Source organism: Peribacillus alkalitolerans (assembly GCF_010882125.1).
Classification (GTDB): Bacteria; Bacillota; Bacilli; order Bacillales; family DSM-1321; genus Bacillus_BN; species Bacillus_BN alkalitolerans.
Map to the genome: position 1 here is coordinate 85,245 of NZ_JAAGVZ010000002.1, position 22,738 is coordinate 107,982.

Genomic DNA, 22,738 nt, shown 5'->3' on the forward strand with positions numbered 1-22,738 from the left:
TATCCCCATAGTTTGGAGATGGCATTCATACATTCGATAATATTATACCGCAAATACAAAGTTTGTTAAGTGTTTAATCATCTAAATAGAGATTCTCAACCGTAGTTGATACATTTTTAGACTCTATCATTTTGTACCTCTTAGTAATAAAACAGATAAAAATATGGAAAACTATACCACTATTATTACAAGGAGTAATCATTTTGTATCCAAATTGAAAGTAAATTGAAATCCTCTTCATAATGGAACTTTGTTAAAATACATGGATGGAAACGGGAAGATATTCGTAGAATTGTTGTAGCCCTATTCTTAACTATGTGAAAATCAAACATCGGGGGATCGACATGACTTTAGATAATCATTTAATTAATAAAAGATATTATGAAACATTATTAGAGGAAAGTGATTCTCGACACCCAGTGCAAATACTAGGAGAAAAATATTTTGATGAAAACCAAAATGACCTGCCTGAGCTTTCGTCAATTCGGTTTGCACAAGGGGAAATTTACTTCCTTTTCAAGGATTATGAATCTGCGATTTTTAAATGGGAAAATATCAACAATGAACTTGCCTCTTGGGCACAAAAAAATATGGCAGATGCATATATGGAGCTTGAGCTTCTTTCGACTGCAGAGGAATTGTACAAATCGATTACTTCAGAATCAAGTACATTAAACTCTGAAGTAGCACTACAGTTATTCTCATTATACATAGACATAGAGAAAATCAAACTTGCTGACGGGGTTATTAAAAAAGCAGTCCAGTCAAACCCTGATTATCCAAATGTAACAAAATTGGCGCGTGCATTTTTTGAAGAACATGAGGACTGGAAAAGTGCAGTCGATCTGGCTTTACAAGAAGCAATACGAACTCAATCTCTTCATTGGTTTGAGGTTTTAAAGAACTATATAGATTGTGGATATACATGTTCGTTTACACCCTCCTATTTCTCTGATGCTTTGACGAATCTATTTCATTTAGATGAAGTCCTTTTCGAAAATATGGCCACTTCCCTGTGGAATAGTTATAAGGGACAAGAGAATTATAAAGCATGGATTATAGAATTTAATGCATGGATTTTAAGCAACCTTGAGGATATACAAGGAAAATCCATGCCTGCCTTATCTTCCTTATATGAGGAATCATATTTCCATTTCCTCACAGGTGGTTATTATATTAAAGAACTAACCAATGTAATTCCGAATTTATTGTCGGCCTGGGTTCATATTTCGGATTCTATTTCGGCCCTATTTGCTAGTTCGGCTGCTTTATCATGGGATGAAATATTTCCTGGAAGTTTAAATGAAGCAGTCATTGAGGAAGCTACACTTCATATTAAGGAGTCTAATAGTATTTTCCCTAATATGCTAGATAACTCATTGGAGTTATTTGATTCAATCGTTTCATGGGCTTCAAAACAGGATTTGAATGTAAGCTTCAAGCAAAACTGGCATGTTCGTGAACTTCTAGAACTTGAGAATCGACGTATCGTAGTTGCAGGTACCTCTGAATTTGCAAAGGCCGCATTCATTAACTCAATTATTGGTGAATCATTCATTAAAGAGAGCATAAATTCACTTGGATGGACGATTAAAGATAATGATGAATTTGCCATCCATGAAATTAACGATAAAGGTACAACATCTTTATCTTCATTTGAGGATTCAGACCGTCGTAGCATTATGGAAGTAAAACTTCCAAATTCATTCTTGAATCGATATAATCTTTCATTTATCTATAATCCCAATGATAATGATAGCTTAGATGAATTCCAATTAGCAGACAGTCTTTTATTTGTAATGGATGCAGGTGCTCCTTTCACAGAAGAAGAATATGAGTTATTAGTTAGGATTCAAGAAATCTCTCCTAATCTCCCAATACATTTTGTTCTTAATACGATACATGAACAAACGTATGTTGGGAACAATGAGGTTGCTGCCTTAACTGTGAGAGAATTTTTCCCTTCTGCAAGTGTTATTAAGCATTCATCACTCCATCCAACTACACAAGGGCTGCATCATTTAGGTGATACAATCCAAGCTTCCCTATCGATGGATGGGATGGAAGAATATCGCACATTGAAGATATTCAAAGTTGTTGGAAATACCCTTAAGGAACTGGTGCGGAATCGAATGGTGGTTGAAGACAACCTAGAAAAATCCATTCAATGGAATGAAGAGATGGTCGGTAAATTAAACGGTGCCATTAACCAGGTAAAAGATTTGGAAAAAGACCATGTTAATAGGATTTCGTCTTCATATTATTCAATCAAGGATGAAATAAAACAAAAATTGATAGAAGAGATACCTAAACTAATCCGTGATTGTTCTGACATTATTAAGGAAGAAAGTAATTTTGGTAATATTCATCTAGAATTAAATGATGAAATGAACAATCGAGTTCAATTTTATTTACAAACGACCATCCTACCTGAAACTTATCGATTATTACATGAGTGGATTGAGGGAGCAAAAGAAGATTTAACTGGAAGCCAGTATTTCCTTAATGATATGGCCGAAGGGTTTAATAATCTGTATAAGGAAGACCGATTGAAGCTTAATAGTGACTTTAAAATACTAGATGATTGGAGAAGAGATGCAGATCGACTAACGACAAGTGTCCATATGGAAAAAGTGAAGATACTCCTTCGACACACTCCTTCTCAAGTCCTTTTGAAAAGTGCAGGAAAGCTTTTTAGTGCGATTTCCCAAAACCAATCTGTCCTTTATAACAAGTATAAAAAATTTGTTGAAACGGAAGATTATCATAATATTGCGGTACTTATTACAAATAAGTTCCTTCAAAAATTTGAACTTTTTGAACAATCACTAGAACGAGATATTTCAATTTCATTTAGAGAACCAACCAATGTATTGATAGCGAATGAGAAAGAAGCAAAACAAGAAATTGAAAAAAATAAAAAACAGCTTAGCGAAATGAGAAAAAATCCCCACCAATTTGAAGATCCGATAACACTATTTAAGATTAGGCTTCGCCAATCTCGGTTTATGCTTGAAACGAATTAAAAATAACATATAATACAAATAAAAGAGACCGTAATATTGAACGGTCTCATCAGATTGTCGACAAAAGGTATCGAGAGTACGCTCTCTCGATACCTTTTGTCATTTTTGATATGTATGGTAGGCGAAAAGGTTGATTTCCGCTCCAGGCGCTTGCTTTCCGGGGGGCGTTCGCCGAGCCTCCTCGTCGCTACCGCTCCTGCGGGGTCTCGCCTGTAACGCTAATCCCCCAGGAGTCAAGCGCCTTCCGCTCCAATCAACCAGTGTCCTTGAAAAATCAACTTAAAAACCTGTTCATTAATCTTTATAAATCATCCTCAAGCAACTTTCCATGTCCAAGTTGCCATTCTCTATAAATTCATGGATGCAAACATAAACATCACCTGCAAGGACAATTTTATTAATCCTCTTAGGGTTGTCCAACGCATCGGACTAAGTGGTCTTGAGGAACAAGTTGTTCAATAGCCAGCATTTCTAATTGTTCTCGTCCATTGATTTGATTTTTCGTCATTGTCGCTTATCACCACAAAATTATATACAAACACCGTTGATTGGAGCGGAGGGCGACGACTCCTGCAGGGAAAGCGTGAGACTTGAGATCCCGCACGAGCGTAGCGAAGGAGGAGGCTCAAGCCACGCCCGCGGAAAGCGTTCGGCCTTTGCTGCAATCAACTTCTCTAATTCTTAGATAACTTCTTTCATTGTAAAAGAAAAAGGACTGTAGGCTAACCCGAAATTCTTCGAGTTTGACTACAGTCTGAAGAGACCGTAATATTGAACGGTCTCTTTTCTTCATCCACTTGTTTGTAATACGTTAGGTATGTATGGTGATTGTTTTGAATCTTCTTTCCGACTGACTTCATCAATCTTTGTTACAAACATTTGGAATACTTTACGTTTTTCTTCTAAATCTTTTATTTCGCCCATTAAGTCATGATATTTTTCCTCAAAAGGCTTATGGTACTGTTCCCGTATGGTCTCAATCAGTTCGTCATTTAATGTGGATTGTATCACTTGTTTGGTGATTCCATACTTGTACGTATATAACTTCAGTTCTTGTTTTACTTTTTGATATTCCTTGTCTATTTCGCCTAATAACTCTGAAACTTCTTCTTTCCATTCTTCTAATGACTTTTTTATGTATGATTCCATAGAAACTCCCCTTATCTCTCTAATATTTTAGGACATTATGTATGCTCGTTCCCCTTTTTAATTATACTGAGCTTTGATTACAGGAGGTTTTCGATTAGATTACGTTCTATTTTAATTATGATTAAGTGCTTGAAATAATTGTAGTAAAGGATTGACAGGACCATGTAAATTCGCCGATTGGCAAGCCTTACGGGCGAAGACAGATAACTAGGTGCGCTAATACCTTGCTTTTTACTAATCACATTCTTCCATACGATTTATACTTTCATAGAGAAAAAAACAAGCAGAGTTAGGTATCATTCTCTGCTTGTTGGTAATTATTTAGTTGAAATTGCTTCTTTTACATCGTAATTATTTATATTGATCTCTGTGGAATGACCAAGTACAAGTTTTGCAAGTTCAGCCCCTACATATGGACCACAAGTCAAACCTGAGGCTCCGAGCCCATTGGCTACTAATATGCCTTTGAAATTTGGTAATTCCCCAATCACTGGGAGAAATCCAGGAGTAAATGGGCGGTAACCTACCCTCGTTTCAAGAAGCGTTCCATTGGCCAATCCAGGGGCTATTGCTAGTGCCTTTTTAAGAACTTCAAGGACACCTCCTGCTGTCACTCTGTGATCAAAGCCAACATCATTTTCATGGGTTGCTCCCACCACAACTCGACCGTCCTCAAAAGATAAAAGATATTGGTCATTTGGAGGCATAACTACTGGCCATTTACTTGTTTCGAAACCAGGCAATCCAAGGTGAATGATTTGAGCTTTTTGCGGAGTGACCAAAAATGAGATACCTAAAGGCTCTAATAATTCTTTAGACCAAGCCCCTGCAGTAACAATTACCTGATCGGCTTCAACTATTTTTCCATTTACCTCAATTCCATTTACGATATTGTTTGTAAAAACCAGTTTTGCATCACCATTTATCAAATGGACCCCATAGTTGATGGCCACTCTAATCAAAGATGTTCTGACTGCTCTTCCATTTACTCGACCAGCCCCACTAATATGAACAGAGCTATAGCGATCAGATAGTGGAGGAAATAAGGCCTGGGTTTCACTTGCGGACAAACGAGTGATTTCTCCGATTTCAGGTGCATCATCGCGACGTTTGTTTGCTCTTTCTTCCAATTTATCTAGTTTCTCTTCTTCGGAATGAAGGCAAATCGCTCCTACCTGGTCATATCCCGTGTCGGATTCCCCCACAGATTCCAATTCTTTTATTAAGGTTGGATAGTATTTTGCTCCACCCTTCGCCAGTTGATACCATGCTTTATTACGGCGCTGAGAAACCCAAGGACAAATGATTCCCGCCGCAGCATCCGTTGCTTGCCCCTTATCCTTTCGATCAACTAGGGTAACTTTTGCACCGTTTTTTGCTAAGTGGTATGCAGTAGATGCACCTAGGATTCCTGCTCCGACTACAATGAAAGATTTCATTATATACACCTTTTTCTATTTTTATAATTTATTCAGTTATTATATAAGACATGTAAATTAGACACAACGAATTGTAATATAGGAATGCATTACAAATGAGTTTATACTTTTTTTCTAAATGATTTCAACTTTAGTTTGTGATTAAACTAGGTTTTCTTAATGTAGGGACTGTTCCATAACGGATTGAATGCAAAAAGATGTGCTACTAAATACAGCACATCTTTTTTATATCATTTGTTCTTTTCTGTCAAATAATGGATAAAACCTTCCCTATGACCTTCATTTTCAATAATTTTCCGTACATAATATGGGTCACTTAATAAACCATGTTTTTTCTCATATTCAATAAAGGAATCATTTTTAGGATTTTGAAGAAGAGTTTTATACCACTCTTCCTTATCCAATTCTACCCAAACTTCCTCAATCGTTGGATCTTTAATTCGGAAGATGTATTTTCGAATAAAATCAAAAAATAGCCCTCCTAATAGTAAACATAAAAATAAGAAAAACATTCAATCTCACTCCCTCAACCTCATAAAAGATACAGGTTAACTGTCAGTTTTGCAAGTGCGAGGTTGAATGTGTTCTTGCTCTTAATTCCTTGATAGTTATTTTTGAATTTAGTTTACATAACAATATTATTATTAATTACCTACTCGTTTAATATATAAATGGCCCTATTTAAATAACTTACTTCCAAAATCAATATAAAAACCAAAAATGCCGGCCACTAAACAAAGAACAACGATGATTACTAACGGAATTATTGATAAGATTTTTTTCATGCTTATAGTATTAGCAATTTGAATATCCGTTATAACAGAGTTCTATGTCCATTATATATTTTCTTTTTTTAGCCAAATCCACTCGGATCCATAGGCTTCTTGAAGGTAGTGATCATCTATAAAAAATAATTTTATATAGCATCGTTTCGTAAAAACATGGAAATGCCACCTATTTTCTCCTTTGAATCAAAAAAGCCTTACTTCATTATTGAAGCAAGACTAAATAATATTCAATATAGGAGAAAAATTTTCTACAAGATTAATAACATTCTATATCAAATTTCGGGCTGGAGCTGTTTGCGATATTGCCCTAAAGCTATTAAAGGAAAGATTTCATTGTAGCTTTCATAGTAAATATAAAAGATCCCAGGTAATCCTAGACCAGTTGGATAAGTGGCACTTCTCTCATCTGATGACTCCTGAATTAATAGAAAATGCACGGCTTTTTTTATAGATTCAGACTCAACATTAACGCTAGTCAATAAAGTGCCTAATGCCCAAGCTGTCTGTGAAGGGGTACTAAAATGGAGAGGAATATAATTTTCTTTCTCAGCACTTGAACAGGATTCTCCAAATCCGCCATCATTATTTTGTATTGACTCTAACCATCTGACAGCTTTCATAATTGCCGGATGATCCTTAGGAATTCCAACTGCTCGCAATCCTGTGACAGCTGCCCAGGTCCCATAAATATAGCAAATACCCCATCTGCCATACCAGCTTCCATTTGGGTTCTGCTCTTTTAAAAGCCAAGATACCGCTTTCTTGATCGCTGGATTACTGGTACTATAACCAGCAAAATTTCCTAAGTATTCTAGAACTCTACCAGTAAGATCTGGCGTTGAGTTATCAAGGAGTGCCTCTTTTGCATTTTCTATGGGCAAATAGGTAAGTAACGATTGATAGGCATTTTTCTCAAAAGCCCCCCAACCTCCATCCGTGTTCTGCATGGAAAGTAAATACGAAAGTCCCCTGTCTAAAGCTTTCTTCACTTTGGAATTGGAAGAGCCTTGCCTAGTTAATGCACGTAATGCAGCGCTCGTATCATCATTATCTGGAACGAAAGTGTTAGTGTCAGAAAAACCCCATCCCCCTGCCGTTGCGTTGGGTGCATTTATCGCCCAATCCCCACGTATCACATGTTGTTTTTCCAATAAATATTGGTTGGCTTTTTGGATGAGTGGATGGCTTTCAGACATCCCTGCTTCTTGTAGTGAATAGGAAAGTAAGGCGGTATCCCAAATTTGAGAAGGTGAATTTTGAACATGTAAACCTTCTTTAGTGGTTGTTATATACCCCATGATCCCTTCAATTGCTCGCTTGATTTTGGGAGAATTTTCATTGGAGCCTAGCGCTAATAATGCATAAATCATATAAAACGTAGAGGTGACATAACTGTAGAGAGTTCCATTTATCTCAATTCGTTTCAGCATCAACTTTTTAGCAGCATCATATCCTGCCCTATGGAGATGAATGGGGGTAAGGGCGATGGATTTGAATATATCGATAAAATATTTGTGCCATGCCTCTCGGTCTTCTTTAAACCACAAACCTTCTTTTTGCTTCGAAAAGAAGCTTGAGTCAATGGGATGGCTCTTTGAAAACCGCTTATTCATACAAATTATCATAGGTGTAAGATGGACTCTTGCATAGTTGCTGCAGTGATACATACTAAAAGGAAGCTCAGGCGGAAGCAAAAAATAAGTCATTGGAAAGTAAAAATAGGAAGGATAGGGGTATAAACCATTAACTGCTAGCATCATCTTGGTAATAAAATGAGCTTTCGATAATCCCCCATGTTCCATGATGAATGCTTCAGCTTTTTTCATTTCTTCATCTACTCGTGAATACTTACCCGAGATTAACATCGCTGTATATGCTTGAATCGTTGCTGAAACATTCCCATCCTTTTCATCACTATATAATTTCCACGAGCCGTTTGGATTTTGTTGACTTACAATCCTTTTTAGCAATGCTTTTACAGTATCATCTGAATTAATCTTTAAGGTACGAATCAACATTATCAACATACAATCCGTAAGAATGGGTCCTTGGAAGACAAATGACCAAGAACCGTTGCTTGTTTGTAACTTTTCTAATTTTCTCATTCGAAACTGGATATTGTTTACTAATGATTCATACGATATATGTCATCCCTCTTTTCCTAAAAGCTATAAATTATATGTATTCAGCTTTATAGGATCCGTATGAAATGAAATTTATGAATGACCTTGTTTTATTACGATCTCTTTCTCTAAATTCGGTTCTTCATTCCACGCTTTACAAACATCAACCCATCCTCTTGCTCCTGCATATTGTAGGATTTCTTCCAGCGTTAGTTTGATTGCTGAATTAGTGCTTCCACAAGCAGGAAATAGAGTGTCAAATCGTTTCATCGATACATCTAAATAAACGTCTAAAGGATTTATTAAACCGAAGGGACAAACACCACCAATTGCATGGCCGGTTTGTATCAATACTTCATCTGGAGAAAGCATACGTGCCTTGAAGCCAAATGTTTCACGAAACTTTTTATTATCCACCTTGGCATCTCCTGCAGCGACGATTAATATAGCAGATTCTCCTTCGCCTCTAAAGGAGAGGGTCTTTGCAATTCGTGCAGGAATCACACCAATAATATCTGCTGCCTGTTCAACGGTCGCACTAAGTCTGTCAAATTCCATAATATCCTTTTCACGATTCCACTGTTTTAAATGAGCTTTTACGCTTTCAATTGACATAATTTCAGATCCTTTCATTACATTATTTTTTCAATCTATAAATTAGTGAAATTAATATTTAAATCGATGTAACCATGCCACCATCAACTAACAAAGAACTTCCTGTTATATATGAACTTGCACCTGAGACAAGAAAAGTGACTACTTTCGCGAATTCTTCAGGTGTCCCATATCGTCCTAATGGGATCGCTCTCTTGGCTTGATCGGATGCAGCCTCTAGAGAAATCCCTTGTTTATCAGCATTTATTTGATCAAGATGTTTCGTTCTGTCAGTTTCTATTCTCCCTGGTGCGACTGTATTAATTAAAATATTGTAAGGGGCCAATTCAACTGAAAGTGTTTTGGTCAAGCCAACAATACCTAAACGAAAAGTGTTGGAAAGTATAAGTCCTGGAATTGGCTGTTTTATAGATGAAGAAGCAATATTTATGATTCTTCCTCCTTCTTTCTTTAGGTGAGGAATTACTTCACGAATAATCCGTATGTAACTTAAAAGGTTCAATTCAAATGCTTGTTGCCATTCTTCATCTGACATATCTTCAAATTTACCTGCCGGTGGACCACCAGCATTATTAATGACAATATCTATTTTTCCGAATGTATCTATAGTGGATTGTACCAAAGATTGGATATCATTTATTTTTGTAATATCAGTTATCTGATAAGCTATTTTTCCTGCACCAAGACTTAGTAATTCACTCTTAGTTTGCTGAAGCTTTCCTTCGTCACGACTTGCAAGCATGATATTCACACCCTCTTGTGCAAGTTGCTGAGCAACCGCTTTTCCTAGGCCTTGACTTGATGCGATTACTAATGCGGTTTTCCCCTGCAAATTCAATTCCATGTTAAAGTCCCCTTTTCAAAGAAAAAATCCCCTAAGATCTAGGGGTTTTAAGTAATATCTAAATAAAGTAGAAAACTATTTTCTTTCTACGAATTAAGCGATTTAACAACACCGCTAATTATCCCCTGCTGTCTTAAATGTTCCACATCACTAGCCGAAAATCCTATTTCATTTAATATTTCTTCATTATGTTGACCCAGTAATGGAGCTGGTTTGTCTAGACTCCCAGGAGTTTTGGAAAATTTCGCTGGAAATCCAAGTGTTTGAATAGTCCCTGCTACTGGGTGCTCGATTGAAAGAATCATTTCTCTTGCTTTAATATGTGGATCATCCAATGTTTGGTCGTAGGAGTAAATAGGTCCTGAAGGTATATTGTGTTTTTCCAATAATTCTAACCAATATATCGAAGGGTTAGTCACCAAGATTGCTTCGATTTCCGATTCTAATTGGGATACATGTTCATTACGAAGACTATTGGTTAAATACCTTGGGTCCTGAATCCATTCAGGCTTTTGTAGGACCAGTAGACAGAATTTCTCCCACAATTTTTGATTGGCTGCTCCAATTAAAATAAATCCATCCTGAGTTTGGAATCCCTGGTAAGGTGCAGATACTCTATGTGCAGTCCCATTCCTTTGAGGAATGTCCCCTTTGCCAAAATAAGCCGCTGCTTCCCATACTGTCCATGCAAGGGCAGAATCAACTAGTGATACGTCGATGTACTGACCTAATCCGCTTTTTAGACGATAAATATACGCCGATAATATAGATTGGATGGCTGTTTGTGCGGCTGCAATATCATGGATGGCAATCCCAACCTTTACTGGTTTTCCATCTCTTTCCCCTGTCATATCCATTAAGCCGGACATGCCTTGGGCCATAATATCAAATCCACCCTTATGTCGATATGGGCCAGTTTGTCCGTAACCGGATATGGAACAATAAATAAGGCTTGGATTGATTTCCTTTAATGTTTCAAAGTCTATACCTAACTTTTTCGTGACACCTGGCCGATAATTTTCTATAAAGACATCAGCGGTTTTGATCAGCTCAAATAGAATCTTCCTGCCTTCTTCTTCTTGGAGGTTTATGCACATACCTCTTTTATTACGGTTGACCATCATATACATATAGCTTTCTTCATCTATATATGGCCCCATTCTCCGTGTATCATCACCATAGGGGAATCTTTCAATTTTAATGACGTCCGCCCCCATGTCTCCTAATACCATACTAGTATATGGTCCTGCTAATATTTGAGTGAGGTCGATGACCTTCATTCCTTCTAGAGCTTGCTTCATATCTATAAAACTCCTTTTTAAAGCTTCCTACTATGAATGAACGATATTTATAGTAGGAAGTTCTTTAACACTTGAAACTCCAGCTAGTGATAGAGATACTTTTGTATCTTGGATATAATTTGAAATGACTCTTTCTACTCCCACTTGCCCACCAATAGCTAACGCGTAAACATAAGGTCTACCTATAAATACTGCTTTTGCCCCTAATGCTAATGCTTTCACTATATCTGAGCCTCTGCGAATCCCACTGTCAAACAACACAGGAATTTGTCCATTAACTGAACGTACGATTGGTGGTAGTGCATCAATGGCTGAGATGACTCCATCAAGCTGTCTTCCTCCATGATTTGAAACAATGATCCCATCAACACCATTTTCAATAGCAAGTAGTGCATCTTCTGGATGTAATATTCCTTTTAGTAGGATGGGTAGACTCGTAATCTTCTTCAATCTAGCTATATGAGTCCAATTTAAAGAAGGATGATGAACATTATCTAAGATTCCTTGAATGACAGATTCATCATCAAGACTAGCCAAAGAACTTGAAAAAACAGGATCGGTTTCATAGTTTGCTTTTCCTACCCCAAGCCTTAAGGGTGAAAAACGATTCCTCATGTCCTCTTCTCTCCAGCCAAGCATCACTGTATCAACCGTTAATATGATAGCCTCATAACCAGCTTTCTCCGCTCGCTTAACCATACTAAAGGAGATTTCTTCATTATTAGACCAATACAACTGGAACCATTTAGGACTGTTTAGACTAGCTTCTGCAACCTCTTCAATAGAAAAACTTGAGACGGTGCTTTGTACATATGGAATTTGGTGAGCTGCAGCAGCTTTTGCGACAGCAATATCTCCTTCCTCGTGAGCAAGCTTCAACATCCCGACTGGGGCTAGTAAAAACGGTTGTACGTATGTACGTCCAAATAAAGATATACTAGTATCCAATTTGGAAACATCTCTTAAAACTCTCGGTACAATAGATAGCTTAGAAAGTGATTCTTGGTTTTTTCGTAATGTTTGTTCCCCTCCTGCACCAGACCGTACATACCCAAAACCGCCTTGAGACATTTTTTGAATTGCTTGTTGTTCTAGCTCTTCAAATGAAACTGGGAAATAATCCGTAGAGCTAATATTTTGTAGAAGTGAATCTTTTACTATTGAGGTACTCAATGGTAATGAACCTCCTTTACACAAATTTGGGTTTTCTTTTTTCTAAGAATGCTGCGATTCCTTCTTTATAGTCATCAGAACTAAAGGAATCTAAAATGAGCTGTGATATATAATCATTTTCTTCCTGTTCACCATCCAAAATAGCTTGGATTACTTTTTTAATTCCTGTTGTTGAGACGGACGATCTTTCAGAGATTGTCTGTGCAAATAGTTCCGTTTCCCTTTGGATGTCATTTGCTTTGTACACATAGTCAATTAAACCAATTTCCTTACCTTCAGATGCACTTATTAATTTTCCGGTAAAAAGTAATTCTTTTGTTTTGGAAGGTCCGATTACATCCAACAACCTTTTAGTGCTTGTTAAGTTATATACTATTCCAAGCTTTGATGCTGTAATTCCAAGCAAGCTATCATTAGAAGCAATTCGGAAATCACAAGCAAGGGCCAGTTCAAGGCCACCACCAATGGCTAAACTTTGAATAAGCGCAATGGTTGGGATCCTACAACGATACAGTCTATCAATTGAATGGAGGGTTATATCATTATATTCCTTAGCTTTTTGGGCGGATAAACGGATTTCAAGAAATTCAGTGATATCAGCTCCTGCTGCAAAGGCAGAATCATCCACCCCTCTTATTATTAATACTTTAATAGTAGGATCATTTTCTATTTCTTCTATTAATATAGAAAGCTGTTGAAACATCTCTAATGAAAAAGCGTTCTTTTTATGTGGGCGGTTAATGATTAATGAGGCAGTCGCCCCATCTTTTTTCCAATAAAGCTCAGTTGTCATGATGGCACCTACCTTTGGTTAGTCTTTCTTCAATTGTGCCGCGAGCTTATTACCTAGCGTTTGAATGCTTTGAACAAGGATGATGAGGATTAATACTGTTGCATACATAACATCCACTTCATAGCGTAAATGCCCAAAACGATACGCTAAATCTCCTAGTCCACCTGCCCCGACAAGTCCCGCCATGGCTGTGGCTCCTATCAAACTTACTGTTGCAATGGTTAACCCTAGGATTATGGATGGCCTTGCTTCCCTTAACATGACATTCCAAATGATTTTCCCATTGGTAATCCCCATAGCTTTGTAAGCTTCAATTACGCCTTTATCTACTTCGAGTAGGGAGGATTCCATTAATCTAGAAATATATGGAGCTGTATATATTACAAGAGGGACAATGACCCCCTTAACCCCTATTGTTGTACCAACTAGAAACTTAGTAAAAGGTAATATGAAAAATAATAGGATAATGAAGGGTACAGATCGAATAATATTGATGATTATATTTAATCCTTGATATAACCACTTGTTCTCAAGTGATTGGCCTGGTCTAGATAATACTAATAAAACGCCCAGTGGAACTCCTAACAAAACTGAAAACTGTAAGGATATACCTACCATTTGGAATGTTTCAATTAACGACTCTCCAATTAAGGGAAGCCATTGTTCAAAAAAACCTTCAGAATTCAACATGTTTTATCCCTCCACTTCCTCTACTGACACTCCCTCTTCCTCTAGGAAACGAATCGCTGCGTCATTTTCTTTTTGGTCGCCTGTAAGATGGATCACAAGATTTCCCACAATCCCATTTTTTAATTCGATAATGTTGGCAGTTAGAATATTGGGATTTACTTGATAATGCTTACTTACTGTTGATAATAGTGGCTGTCCAGTTGATTTCCCCACAAATGTAAGCCTTACCACTGTTCCATTGATTTTTAATTGTTGGATTAACGAAGGAGAGAGCTTTCTCTGTGAGATGGTGTTTAAGAATTTTTTTGTGGTATCTTGCTTTGGTCTAGTAAACAGGTCAACGGCAGAACCTTGTTCAATTATTGAACCATTTTCCATTACATATACGTGGTCACAGATTTTTTGGATAACATTCATTTCATGCGTGATTAATAAAATCGTAATCCCTAATTCTTTATTGATTTTCAACAATAAATCCAGGATTGAATCCGTGGTTTCAGGATCAAGTGCGCTCGTTGCTTCATCGCTTAGTAAAATTTCAGGTTCCCCGGCTAGTGCCCTTGCAATCGCCACACGCTGTTTTTGTCCTCCAGACAATTGACTAGGAAATGCTTTTTCTTTTTCTGAAAGACCAACTATATCTAAATACTTAACTACTCGATTATGTATTTCATTTTTATCAATTCCTATTAACTTTAAGGGTAAGGCAATATTGTCATAAACTGTCGCCGTTTTTAATAGATTAAAGCCTTGGAAAATCATCCCGATTTTTTTTCTCGTATCTCTTAGCTTAGGTGCAGATAAAGAAGTTACTTCCACTCCATTTATCAAAATGTTTCCTTGAGTAGGCTTCTCCAAAAGATTGACGCATCGGATTAATGTACTTTTACCTGCACCACTGTAGCCGATTACCCCGTGAATTTCGCCTTTTTTAACAAGAAGGTTCACATCTGTTACTGCTTGTATAATCCCTTTTTTAGTACCAAATTCTTTCGAAACATTCTTCAATTCAATCATGTTTTCACATCCCTTTCTTGGATTGGGGTCTGACCCCACTTAAACACCTAAGTGGGGCCCAACCTGCTCAAGTTAGTTATCCCAGCTAGGAATGACTGAACCTCCAAACTCTTCCTCAATAAACTTCTTAACTTCTTCTGACTGATAAGCTTTTCTTAGTTTTTTTACAACAGGATCTTTCTCATTTTCTGCTCTTACCACTAGGAAATTGACATAGGGTGAATCTGTAGACTCCAGTATGATTGAATCTTTTTTAGGATTTAGTCCTGCTTCCAAAGCAAAGTTTGTGTTAATTGCAGCAGCGTCTAATTCACTCAATTGTTTTGGAATCTGTGCTGCATCTAATTCAATGAATTCGATTTCTTTTGGATTTTCTGCTAAGTCGTGAATGGAAGCTGTTTCCCTTTTATCATCTTTAATCTTGATTAAACCAGCTTCTTCAAAAACGAAAAGTGCACGTGATCCGTTTGTTGGGTCGTTTGGTAATCCCACTTTTGCTCCTTTTGGAAGGTCATCAAGGCTTTTAAATTCATTGGAGTAAACACCCATAGGATTTAAGATTGTTTTTCCGACCGGTACTAAATTAGTGTTGTGGTCCTTATTGAATTGATCTAAGAAAGGTTTATGCTGATAACTATTTACATCCAATTCACCTTCAGCTAAAGCTGTATTTGGAACGATATAATCAGAGAATACTTTCAATTCAAGCTCCAATCCATCTTTTGCAGCTACTTCCTTTACCTTTTCAACGATTTGTTCATGTGGTCCTGCAGTGACTCCAATAACTAGTTTTTTGTCGTTTAAATGTTTTCCTCCGTCACCAGACGCTTTATCACTGCCACAACCTGCTAATACTCCAATTAATAATAGTAAAGATAATAAAATTGCCCATTTTTTCATCAAAATCTTCCTCCCTAGAAAAGTAAAATATTTTTTGCCAAAATACGTAAAACAAAAAGCCTCCCTTCAAAAAAATGAAAGAGAGGCTTAAATAACACAAATATGTGTTCGTCCTCTCTTATCTTTCAAAACAAAAATGTTTTGCAGGATTTAGCACCTTTTCATGTAAAAACATGAACGGTTGCCGAGCTTCATCGGGCCAGTCCCTCCGCTACTCTTGATAAGAGAATTCAAAATATTAAGTTGAATAAAACTTATAAACGTAAAATTACAGGATATTTTTTCAAATGTCAAATATTTTTTTTATTATTTTACTAATCTATTTTTCAATCATATAATATGTACCAATTGCTAATATTGCAAATTTATAGAAAAAGGACTGAAAATATGACACGAAAAATTAGAGCTCACTATGCAACAGGATCTCCTGGTAAAATCGTTGCGGCTAGACTATTGCCTGGTACGGATTTGCTAACAGGCATTGAGGAAATTTGTAGAGAAAATAGTATAAAGTCTGCATCTATAACCAATTGTTTTGGTAGTTTTCAAAGTACTGGATTTTTATATTTAGTTCCGAAACCTGAAAGCTCAATTGGTGCAGGGTACAGTGATTTGATAGGTGTTGAAGGCCCTATAGAATTATTAAATGGTACTGGTGTGGTTTGTCAAAGAGATGATCAATATGAACTTCATGTACATGGAACAATGTGTGACAAAGAAGGCAGAGTATTTGGAGGTCATTTAGTGAAAGGAGAAAACCCTGTTATTACTGTAGACATGGTTATTACGGAGATAAAAGAGATGAATCTTTATCGAAAATTTGATGAAGAGACAGGTGGCAATCAGTTTTATCCAGTGAAAAAAGGCGAATCGTATACTACGGTTATAGAGAATTAATTATGTAGGATGGCAAATAAGCCATCCTTAATTTTTTATCTAGAAAATACATGGATTTATTGACCGAAAATGTAAGTTTATCTACCGAAATGATAAGTTTAACGGCGGATTCCCTCCGTTTTATCAGCCAATAGTAATGGTTTATCAACTAAACGACAATATACGACATTAGTAAAACAAAAAAAGAGTGCAAAACATGCACTCTTTCATTAATCATATTCATATAACGTATCCTCCAACGATCCATCAGTATGATAAATTTTTAATACTCCGTTCTGCTCATTAACATACGGCTTTGCCTTTTTAATTAACGATTGTTTGGTATCTTCAATGTATATTGCCCTTTCTCCAGCCTCCTTTTTTAATTGCCACCCTTTTTCATGAGATTCTATTGTGTACACCTCCTGATCCTTGTTGCCACCCACAAATTCGCGGGCCTTTTCCATTGCTATTGGGATGGCTCTTCCTTCATCATATCCATCGCGTAGCAGCGCGTTTGCTATTTCTATCGCTTTATTCCTTACTTGATTCTCCATATTTTTAAATGAATCTGGATAATCGTTCTTTGTCCAAGGCATGAATACTCCTCCTCCTTTACTATTCACTTTCCCTATTTCATTTTAAGAAAACAAACTTTTTCCTTTTTCTAGTAGAAGTTGCTATAATAAGAACGTATATTCTTATTTGGAGGAACAACGTAAATGTATATAGGATTAGCCAATCCAGCTTTCTCGGACGAAATTGTTTCTTTTTTAACATCAAATTTGGATTCTACTCATTCTGGTTTATATAATCTGGAATTTCTCTGTCCTGATGGAGTACTTGCCTCAATAAGAAGAAATCAAATGTTAGTAGTAGTTGAGAAAAATGAAGTAATAGGGGCTGCACGATTTTACCCGAAGAAATCAACGAAGACGATCTCTCTCTATCAATTTGCAATTAGAAAAGATTATCGTGGGAATGGTTTGATGGAAAAAATGTTAAAGACACTGAACATTGCTCCTATCCAAGCTATGTGCCCTGTTGAATCGGGCTTTAATGAATACTATAGAAAAACAGGTTGGGTATTAGATAATGTAGGAGAAAAGTTTAATTTATGGATTTTTGATAGGTAAGAAAATAAATAAGAGCGGCTATCTCCATTATCAGAGTATACCCGCCCTTTATGCTTCTCTTGATATAATTTTTCCTTCTTTGTTTTAGTCTTTCTTGTTGTCATGTCTGTGAAGACATAAGGGCTTCTTCCAGCCTCTGGATTTCGTTTTCCTTCCCTTTTTAACTTTTCCCTTTTTTTCTTTGCTTCTGATTTTGCCATGTAAACCACCCCTTAAATTTCTAACTCAATTAATTATATACCTTACAGGTAGCTTGTGCATCCAATATGTACTAGTCTCCCATGAACCTGAATTTTATAAGGATTGGGTAATCCATGTTTGGAATCTAGAGGAATGGTGTGCAAATTAAAACAATTTTTAAGGTGACTCTATAAATCTAATCTCATTTTCAATCAATATCATGTAATAATGAGTTTGTTTTGGAGTCACCTTTTTTTCGAAAAAAAAAAAGGCATATTTGCCTTTTAAAATTATTGGTTAAATAGCAATCATCATTAAAAACAAGAAAACTGATAATGCAACATAGCCAATGCCTGAATATTCAAGGGTATGATTTGATAGCTGGGAATGTAAGGATGAACTTCCTAATATCATATCTAATCCGATTAAGCCTAGGATAACTGGAATTGCAAACAGCGATTTTTTTCTAAGTAATACAATCGTTACAATAATACCAAGGATATATACGGCTCCAACTAGAAATAACATAAAATTCCCTCCTGATTAAGGACTATTTTTATATTTATTCATATACCCATTCTTTGATAACAGTAAAACTCAAGAAGTTTGTTAATTAGTTTAATTGGTCTTGTTTTTAACGCGCCTGGACCGATTTTGTATTCTCATCACTTTGTGATACCACTTGATTATCAGGCAATTCTGCCTCTAAATTTTTAACTCTAGGGTGTAAATATAAAAGTATTGCAGTAATAGCCCAACATATACCTATTATTGTTATAAACACTCCCATGCCCCTCCCTTCCCCTACACCAAAAATATGCCCAAGGGTGCCAGCCAGGAATCCATTTTCTTTCATGGAAGGCTCAAATACAAAGTCTATGAGTGGACCTGCAAGTATATAGGCAATGGGACTTAAAGACATTGCAATCATTCTCCTAAGTGCGAATACACGACCTTGAATATGGTGCGGTACCTTACTTTGCCAAATCACCTGACTGCACCCATTTGTAAGAGGCATGAAAAAAGACATGATCCCAATAGAAATTGCCACCATAACAGCAGAGGCTTTTAACCCGGCTAGTGTAAGTGCTAATCCTGAGAGAAAACCGAATCCTAATATACCTTTGATCCTTTGCTTTGGTCCACCCCATGCCCCCATTAAAAGACCGCCTATTAACATTCCTATTCCGAGAGAAGAAATAACGAAGCCAAGAATTTTTTCATTAGAAAAAGATAGGACATATGGCTGGAGCAAAATATTATAAAAACCTAATAGAAAATTCGATATAGCAAAGAAAACCAACAGCCACAATAATCCTGGACGTTCAATAATATATTTCCATCCGTTAATCGCTTCGGTAAAGACAGATGTTTTTTTATGATCTACTTTATCATGACTTGTGACTCTTGGAATTCTTACAAACAAAAGAGATAAAAATGCAACGAGGAATGTTGAAAAATCTATGAGGACTATGCCGTGTAAATCTATGAGTTGAAAAAGGAACCCAGCCAAAATAGGACTAATAATAATTGCAATAGATTCCGCAACCTGAACCATCCCACTAGCTCTACCTAAATGCTTTTTAGGGACAAGTGTAGAGATGGCAGCTTGATAGGCTGGAAACTGTAAGGAGCCCGCAATGGAAGAAAAAGACAAGATGATATACAGATGCCATATTTCTAAATTGTTTGCCTTAAATAAAGCAAAAATTAATAAAGTTCCTACACCAGCAATCGAGTCACTGATAATCATGACCTTTCTTCTATCAAATCGATCGACTATGACACCAGCAAATGGTGAAAATAGGATTGCTGGTAATGTAGAAAATAATAGAATAAGAGAAAACATCGTTACAGAGCCAGTAGTCTTAAGTACCCAAACACCTAGTGCGAAATGGGTTAACCCAGAACCTATGACTGATACCAATTGACCGAACCAAATAATAAGAAAGGTCTTTAAACCATCAATTTTCATTGCTTTATTCCCCTTTTTGGGATTGTATCAAATGATGAAATCGCAATCAGTCTCGTCACCTGCAATGACCTGTTGATTTTTCCCTTGTTTTTTTGCAACATACAAAGCTTTATCAGCAGCTTTTTTTAAAGAGTCTACAGAATTACCGTGTAGTGGATAATATGCAACACCTGAACTAAACGTAATAAAAATTTGTTTATTATTAATTTTGATTGGGTTTTTAAAATAATAATGATTTAAATTTTCATAAATCTGATCTATATTGCTTTCTCTCTCTCCCCTAATAATGATTAAAAATTCATCTCCAGCATATCTATAACCAGTTACAAAATTATTACTAATACTATTTATTCCATCAGCTAGCACTTTCAAATATAAATCACCGACATCATGACCATAATTATCGTTTACATTCTTCAAATTGTCAGAGTCTAACATGATAAGCTTGATATCCTTGTTCTTATCTTCTAATAACTTCTCTAAATCATTGTGAAAGGCCCTTTGATTCTTTAAACCAGTTAGCTCATCTGTCTGGGACATGGTATAAATTTTTTCATAGAGCCTAGCTGTTTCAATGGAATTAATGACTTGAGTACCAATGATTTGTAGTAAATCTTCATGTTCCTTTCGATAGGCAAAATCTCTAAAACTTTGAGCAGAAATCACACCTTTTACATGATCGTCAATAATGACTGGAACAAAAATACAAGAACAGGTTTCATCTCCAATCACAGCATCAAACTCTTTTAATTCACTGGCTTGATTTTGATGTATGATTTTTCGACTTCTTATTACTTTCGAAATATAATTATCACCAAGGTCAGTAGTAATCTCCGGGAAAATTTCACCATGTTCAACCAAAAATATGATTTTAATTTGAGATTCGGCCTCATTATATAAAGCAATGAAAAATGATTCTGTAGGCATTACCTTCGAAACCATTTCATATGCATTTTGAAGTAGAGTACTTTCATCTAACGTCTTGCTACAAATTTGTCCAAACTCATGCAATATTCTGTAGTGCTTATTTAACCAACTCATGTTTTCCATTTGAGCATTAATTGAAAATAGTTGTTCGAATATAGATTCTAGAATCCCCTTTGTTTCACTATCATCAATATTATTAAAAAAAGATTTATTGAATGAATGATAAGAAGAATTTCCGGACTGAATATCTTTTAACAGGTGGTTGATCATATTTAAGATTTTTTGGTTTTCAGAGCTTGTAAATCCCACAATAATACCTCCTTTAAAAGAAATATAATCCTGTAAGTCATAAGTAGTGGTCAATAAAACCACTTAATTATCTCCTAAAAAACTCAAAAAAAGATTAATCGATTACCGATTAATCTATGACTACAAAATTAATTACGGTAACTGGCTGGCATAGTCATATGACTTTAGCCCCTATAGCTTTGCGTCTTCATTTTTCAATGAATTTGCCCTAAACCTTATTTAATTAGTACTATGTATTTACATATTATACTAAATATATAGTTCTTTTTTATCATAGTCAATTATAATTATAAAATTTCCAACATTACAATATTATTAAATATATATTCCATGTCCTTGCTAATTATCCCTTTGTTATACGTGCTATCTAACTAGGATTATTTTCGTCTAATGATAATGTAATCACTTGCGTGTATTCCCCTTGTTTGATTTCCTCTTCTGTAGCACTTTCATTTAACACGTCGTCTGTATTTATTCCTTCAGCAAGTGTAGGGTCATTGTTTGTCTTTTTTTTCATCATTTATGACACTCCTTTCATCATCATTATTTTCCTTGCGATAAACATCTATTCAATAACAAAGAAAGTTGGAATAAATCATTTTGATACAAAAGGTTTTTATTGGATACTAAAACGCAATGGCCAGCAAAAAGCCATTGCGTTTTAATCATTTATCTAATTTCTTTTGAGGTACTTGATTTAATATCTAATGTGTTTGTCCTCCGACCACAACTATATCATTTTCATGATTTACAGCTGCCTCAATTGCCAATTCAAGACCTCTAACAATGGTATCAAGAGACATGCTAGGTTGTCCTGGATGTTTTGCAGCCTGTTCAGGTAGGAAAGGGATATGGATAAATCCGCCCCTGATAGCATTACCTTTTCCATGTAAGATATGTAAAAGTGCATAAAAAATATGATTACAAACAAACGTACTTGCAGTGTGTGATATAGTGGCAGGTACCCCATTTTCTCTTAGATTTTTTACCATCGATTTAATAGGAAGAGTGGACCAGTACCCAACAGGTCCATCCTGGATAATTGGAGTATCTATAGGTTGTTGGCCGTTATTGTCTGGGATTCGAGCATCATTTACATTGATTGCAATTCTTTCAAAGGTAATATCTGGTCTTCCGCCTGCTTGTCCTACACAAATCACCAGGAATGGTTTTAGTTCATCCATATATTCTTTTAATGTATTTATAGACTCATTAAATACAGTTGGTAATTGACGTGCGACTACGGTGTGATGTTTAATTACTTGTTCATTTAATTTCTTGACTGCTTCTATTGATGGATTTGTTTGTTCCCCACCAAATGGATCAAAGCCTGTGATTAAAATATTTCCCATTGGTATGCCTCCTAAAACAATTAACTTTTTCGTATCTTATAAAAAAAGGTTTATGGACTTTTTCAATGTTAAATAGACCCTAACACTATTTTTTGAATGATTCAACAATTTGTTGTTGTAATTTT

The 22,738-nt window shown here is 36.0% G+C and carries 22 protein-coding genes and 2 riboswitches; of the genes, 3 read left to right on the forward strand and 19 right to left on the reverse strand.

The window, feature by feature from the left end:
• Positions 1–344: 344 nt before the first annotated feature.
• Positions 345–3,026, forward strand: a complete 2,682-nt coding sequence (locus G3O09_RS02875) for a tetratricopeptide repeat protein (protein WP_163099904.1) — start codon at positions 345–347, stop codon at positions 3,024–3,026.
• 789 nt (positions 3,027–3,815) lie between these two features.
• Here the strand turns inward: G3O09_RS02875 and G3O09_RS02880 are convergent.
• The 12 genes from G3O09_RS02880 to G3O09_RS02935 all read right to left on the reverse strand — a co-directional run bounded on the left by G3O09_RS02880 (position 3,816) and on the right by G3O09_RS02935 (position 15,858).
• Positions 3,816–4,175 carry a hypothetical protein gene (locus tag G3O09_RS02880; protein ID WP_163099906.1) on the reverse strand — a complete coding sequence of 120 codons (360 nt, stop codon included), beginning with the start codon at positions 4,173–4,175 and terminating at the stop codon, positions 3,816–3,818.
• A 317-nt stretch (positions 4,176–4,492) separates the two neighbouring features.
• Positions 4,493–5,614, reverse strand: coding sequence for an NAD(P)/FAD-dependent oxidoreductase (locus tag G3O09_RS02885; RefSeq protein ID WP_163099908.1), 1,122 nt, complete (start codon positions 5,612–5,614; stop codon positions 4,493–4,495).
• Between the two features lie 230 nt (positions 5,615–5,844).
• Entirely contained in the window at positions 5,845–6,126 is a 282-nt protein-coding gene (locus G3O09_RS02890; protein WP_163099910.1) for a hypothetical protein, read from the reverse strand.
• Positions 6,127–6,674: 548 nt separating this feature from the next.
• Entirely contained in the window at positions 6,675–8,546 is a 1,872-nt protein-coding gene (gene shc / locus G3O09_RS02895) for a squalene--hopene cyclase (RefSeq protein ID WP_275898293.1), read from the reverse strand.
• A gap of 72 nt (positions 8,547–8,618) precedes the next feature.
• Positions 8,619–9,140 (reverse strand): YbaK/EbsC family protein, encoded by a 522-nt coding sequence (locus tag G3O09_RS02900; protein ID WP_163099919.1) that lies wholly within the window; start codon positions 9,138–9,140, stop codon positions 8,619–8,621.
• Between the two features lie 58 nt (positions 9,141–9,198).
• Positions 9,199–9,984, reverse strand: coding sequence for an SDR family oxidoreductase (locus tag G3O09_RS02905; protein ID WP_163099921.1), 786 nt, complete (start codon positions 9,982–9,984; stop codon positions 9,199–9,201).
• 86 nt (positions 9,985–10,070) lie between these two features.
• Positions 10,071–11,285: a CaiB/BaiF CoA transferase family protein gene (locus G3O09_RS02910; protein ID WP_163099922.1), complete on the reverse strand. Its 1,215-nt coding sequence runs from the start codon at positions 11,283–11,285 to the stop codon at positions 10,071–10,073.
• Between the two features lie 30 nt (positions 11,286–11,315).
• Positions 11,316–12,458, reverse strand: a complete 1,143-nt coding sequence (locus G3O09_RS02915) for an alpha-hydroxy-acid oxidizing protein (protein ID WP_205439591.1) — start codon at positions 12,456–12,458, stop codon at positions 11,316–11,318.
• 16 nt (positions 12,459–12,474) lie between these two features.
• The gene (locus G3O09_RS02920; protein WP_163099924.1) at positions 12,475–13,251 is read right to left on the reverse strand and encodes an enoyl-CoA hydratase/isomerase family protein; all 777 of its coding nucleotides are present in this window, start codon (positions 13,249–13,251) and stop codon (positions 12,475–12,477) included.
• 18 nt (positions 13,252–13,269) lie between these two features.
• Positions 13,270–13,941 (reverse strand): methionine ABC transporter permease, encoded by a 672-nt coding sequence (locus G3O09_RS02925; protein ID WP_420850319.1) that lies wholly within the window; start codon positions 13,939–13,941, stop codon positions 13,270–13,272.
• Between the two features lie 3 nt (positions 13,942–13,944).
• Positions 13,945–14,958 carry a methionine ABC transporter ATP-binding protein gene (locus G3O09_RS02930; RefSeq protein ID WP_163099932.1) on the reverse strand — a complete coding sequence of 338 codons (1,014 nt, stop codon included), beginning with the start codon at positions 14,956–14,958 and terminating at the stop codon, positions 13,945–13,947.
• Between the two features lie 72 nt (positions 14,959–15,030).
• Entirely contained in the window at positions 15,031–15,858 is an 828-nt protein-coding gene (locus G3O09_RS02935) for a MetQ/NlpA family ABC transporter substrate-binding protein (RefSeq protein ID WP_163099933.1), read from the reverse strand.
• A 115-nt stretch (positions 15,859–15,973) separates the two neighbouring features.
• A riboswitch (SAM riboswitch) is annotated at positions 15,974–16,085 on the reverse strand.
• Between the two features lie 160 nt (positions 16,086–16,245).
• Between G3O09_RS02935 and G3O09_RS02940 the strand changes: the two genes are divergently transcribed.
• A complete protein-coding gene (locus G3O09_RS02940; RefSeq protein WP_163099935.1) occupies positions 16,246–16,755 on the forward strand; it encodes a PPC domain-containing DNA-binding protein in 510 nt (169 codons plus the stop codon).
• A 209-nt stretch (positions 16,756–16,964) separates the two neighbouring features.
• On the opposite strand, the gene G3O09_RS02945 is transcribed toward G3O09_RS02940, so the two are convergent.
• A complete protein-coding gene (locus G3O09_RS02945) occupies positions 16,965–17,333 on the reverse strand; it encodes a DUF2188 domain-containing protein (RefSeq protein ID WP_163099936.1) in 369 nt (122 codons plus the stop codon).
• Positions 17,334–17,456: 123 nt separating this feature from the next.
• On the opposite strand from G3O09_RS02945, the gene G3O09_RS02950 reads away from it, so the two are divergent.
• Positions 17,457–17,870 carry a GNAT family N-acetyltransferase gene (locus tag G3O09_RS02950; RefSeq protein ID WP_163099937.1) on the forward strand — a complete coding sequence of 138 codons (414 nt, stop codon included), beginning with the start codon at positions 17,457–17,459 and terminating at the stop codon, positions 17,868–17,870.
• Here G3O09_RS02950 and G3O09_RS22325 read toward each other — a convergent pair.
• From G3O09_RS22325 to pcp, 6 genes are all read right to left on the reverse strand, one after another.
• Positions 17,801–18,070 carry a hypothetical protein gene (locus G3O09_RS22325; RefSeq protein WP_240338315.1) on the reverse strand — a complete coding sequence of 90 codons (270 nt, stop codon included), beginning with the start codon at positions 18,068–18,070 and terminating at the stop codon, positions 17,801–17,803. The genes G3O09_RS02950 and G3O09_RS22325 overlap by 70 nt on opposite strands.
• 277 nt (positions 18,071–18,347) lie before the next feature.
• Complete coding sequence (locus tag G3O09_RS02955; RefSeq protein ID WP_163099939.1) at positions 18,348–18,578, reverse strand: hypothetical protein; 231 nt, start codon at positions 18,576–18,578, stop codon at positions 18,348–18,350.
• A 106-nt stretch (positions 18,579–18,684) separates the two neighbouring features.
• Positions 18,685–20,025, reverse strand: a complete 1,341-nt coding sequence (locus G3O09_RS02960) for an MFS transporter (RefSeq protein WP_163099941.1) — start codon at positions 20,023–20,025, stop codon at positions 18,685–18,687.
• Positions 20,026–20,052: 27 nt separating this feature from the next.
• Positions 20,053–21,324, reverse strand: coding sequence for a sensor domain-containing diguanylate cyclase (locus tag G3O09_RS02965; protein ID WP_163099943.1), 1,272 nt, complete (start codon positions 21,322–21,324; stop codon positions 20,053–20,055).
• A gap of 70 nt (positions 21,325–21,394) precedes the next feature.
• Positions 21,395–21,479, reverse strand: a riboswitch (cyclic di-GMP riboswitch).
• Between the two features lie 149 nt (positions 21,480–21,628).
• Positions 21,629–21,781: a hypothetical protein gene (locus G3O09_RS22100; protein ID WP_205439592.1), complete on the reverse strand. Its 153-nt coding sequence runs from the start codon at positions 21,779–21,781 to the stop codon at positions 21,629–21,631.
• Between the two features lie 184 nt (positions 21,782–21,965).
• On the reverse strand, positions 21,966–22,613 hold the full coding sequence (pcp, locus tag G3O09_RS02970; RefSeq protein ID WP_163099945.1) for a pyroglutamyl-peptidase I: 648 nt from the start codon (positions 22,611–22,613) through the stop codon (positions 21,966–21,968).
• Positions 22,614–22,738: the final 125 nt, after the last annotated feature.